Here is a 2,525-nt window from a genome sequence, read left to right as displayed (position 1 = left end):
AAGAACGCCGAGTCAGTGCTGCGCTGTGGGCGAGAGCCGTTCGACACGGCGGGCTTGCTGGAGGTGCCGCAATGGATGTTCGATCCCGTTGCCTGCTGTCGCATTACCTCGGCAACGTCTCCCGCCGTCAGCTGTGAAGCATTGAGGGAACTGAAGTACCTGTTGGCGCAGGCGCCTGCTGCCACGCCGCGCGGTATGGTACAAGCCGAGCACCATCCTTTGCTCCGTACAGGAGGTGCTGATGCGACGCCAGACAAACCCCCAACCGGGCGGTCAACTCGACCTGTTCCGTCTCTTTCCGAAGACACCACAATGGGAGCACCTGCCGCAAGAGGTCCGGCAGCAGACGGTGCGTTTGCTGGCGCAGCTGCTGCGGCAACACCGTCGCGGGCTGCTCGCCGCCGTACACGAGCCGGAGGTGCGCGATGAGTGACAAGATTCGGGCGCAGCATCTGGCGCGCAAGGCCATGCTGTACGTGCGCCAGTCGTCGGCCTACCAGGTCAGCCACAATCTGGAGAGCCAGAAGCTGCAGTATGCGATGCAGGATCGTCTGCATCAGTTGGGCTGGAACGAGATCGAGGTGATCGACGAGGATCTGGGACGCTCTGCGGCCGGAACGCAAACGCGCACGGGCTTCGAACGGATGGTCGCAGAGGTCTGTCTTGGGCACGTCGGCGCAGTTGCCGCTCGCGAGGTTTCACGATTCGCGCGCAACAGTCGCGAGTGGCAGCAACTGGTTGAGGTGTGCCGCGTCGTCGACACGGTGCTCGTCGATCAGGAGACCGTCTACTCACCGCGGCAGAGCAACGATCGTTTGCTGCTCGGCTTGAAGGGCAGCCTGAACGAATACGAGCTGGATCTGTTGCGTCAGCGTTCGCTCGAAGCTCGTCGGGAGAAGGCCAAACGCGGCGAACTCATTGTCGCGGCGCCGGTGGGTTACTGCAAGACCGAAGACCAGCGCCTGGAGAAGGATCCGGATTTGCGCGTGCAGGACGCCATCCGCTCAGTATTCCGCCAGTTCGGCGCGATTGGTTCGGTGCGTCAGACGTTGTTATGGTTCCTGGAGCACGGCCTGCAGTTGCCGGCATGCATGCCGCGCGGCGAAATCCAATGGAAACGGCCGAGCTACGGCACGGTGTACCGGATCCTGACCAACCCGATCTACGGTGGCACGTATGCCTATGGCAAAACCGAATGCGCGATCCATTACGAGGCTGGGGAACCACGCAAACGTGATCGCCGCAAACCACGGGATCAGTGGCTTGCGCTCATTCCGAATGCCCACGAAGGGTACGTTGACTGGGACGAATTCGAACGGATCCAGTGTGCCATTAGCGGCAACCTGCGTCTGGCCGGACACGCTGGCGCCCCGAAGAACGGTGAGGCCCTGCTGGCGGGACTATTGCGCTGCAGGCGCTGCGCGAGCAAGCTGACGCTACACTACACGGGTAACAGGCACGACGCCTTGCGCTATAGCTGTCATCGCGGCTGGATGGACAAGGGGCAACCGCGTTGTATTGCGTTCGGTGGCACACGCGCGGACGCGGCCATCGCCGAGGCGGTCTTGCAGGTCGTTCAACCGGCGGCAATTGAGGCAGCAATCGTGGCGCGCGAAGAAGAGACCCTGAAGCAGGACGAAGTGCTGGCCGCGTTGCAGCGGGATCTTCAGGCTGCACGCTACGCCGCGCAACGCGCGCAGAAACAGTACGATGCTGCTGACCCCGAGAACCGGCTCGTCGCCGACGAACTGGAGCGGCGCTGGAATCATGCGCTACTACGCGTAGAGGAACTGGAATCGCGTATCGAGCAACAGTCGCGCACATCCGGCCAGATACCGCCTACCCAGCCAGAGGAGTTTGCCGATCTTGCCACTGCATTGGAATCGATCTGGCCGCAGGCCGACGCCCGCCTGAAGAAGCGCATAGTGCGCACCCTGATCCACGAAGTCGTCGTTGACGTTGACGACGCAACGAGCGAAATCGTGCTCGTCATTCACTGGAAGGGCGGAGTACATACCGAGATTCGCGTGCCGCGGCGGCGCCGCGGAGAGAACACTACGCATACGTCACGTGAAGCAATTGATGCCGTGCGCCAGCTTGTCCGTATCTGTCCGGATCTGGTGATCGCCGGCGTACTCAATCGCAATGACCTGCGAACCGGCCGGGGTAACTTCTGGACCCAGGAGCGAGTCACCGCGTTGCGCAGCCACCATCAGATCCCGGTCTATTCGAGCGAACGACGTGCTGCTGAAGGATGGATGACGTTGACCGAGGCATCGGCGTTCATCGGTGTGAGCCCCGGAACGCTCAGGCTCGCAGTTGAGCGCAACAAGATCCCAGCCGAACATCCGTTACCCAACGGGCCATGGATCTTCAATCGCAATTCGCTGACCGGGGACGCAGTTACCGAACTCGTCGGACGGGCTCGCGCACGGCGTGGACACCCCACAATACCAACGACACAACAGGGCTCTCTAGATTTATCAACAACATAGCGAGGTTGGGCAGTATGAAACGCACTTGTA

Annotated in this window: 2 protein-coding genes; both read left to right on the top strand. The window is 61.7% G+C overall.

What is annotated here, in order from left to right:
* Positions 1 to 241: 241 nt before the first annotated feature.
* Positions 242 to 433 carry a hypothetical protein gene (locus tag F6X42_RS42240; protein ID WP_187639681.1) on the top strand — a complete coding sequence of 64 codons (192 nt, stop codon included), beginning with the start codon at positions 242 to 244 and terminating at the stop codon, positions 431 to 433.
* Positions 426 to 2,495, top strand: a complete 2,070-nt coding sequence (locus F6X42_RS42235) for a recombinase family protein (RefSeq protein WP_187639680.1) — start codon at positions 426 to 428, stop codon at positions 2,493 to 2,495. Before F6X42_RS42240 ends, F6X42_RS42235 begins: the two co-directional genes overlap by 8 nt.
* Positions 2,496 to 2,525 lie beyond the last annotated feature (30 nt).

The sequence above is a fragment of the Paraburkholderia podalyriae genome (assembly GCF_014397785.1).
Lineage (GTDB): Bacteria > Pseudomonadota > Gammaproteobacteria > Burkholderiales > Burkholderiaceae > Paraburkholderia > Paraburkholderia podalyriae.
Note: the sequence above shows the minus strand (reverse complement) of the source record. Positions and strands in the feature narration are given on the sequence as shown.

Bases quoted from the DNA above. Each gene is read 5' to 3' on its own strand.
- F6X42_RS42240 (WP_187639681.1), top strand. From the start codon at position 242: ATGCGACGCCAGACAAACCCCCAACCGGGCGGTCAACTCGACCTGTTC.
- F6X42_RS42235 (WP_187639680.1), top strand. From the start codon at position 426: ATGAGTGACAAGATTCGGGCGCAGCATCTGGCGCGCAAGGCCATGCTG.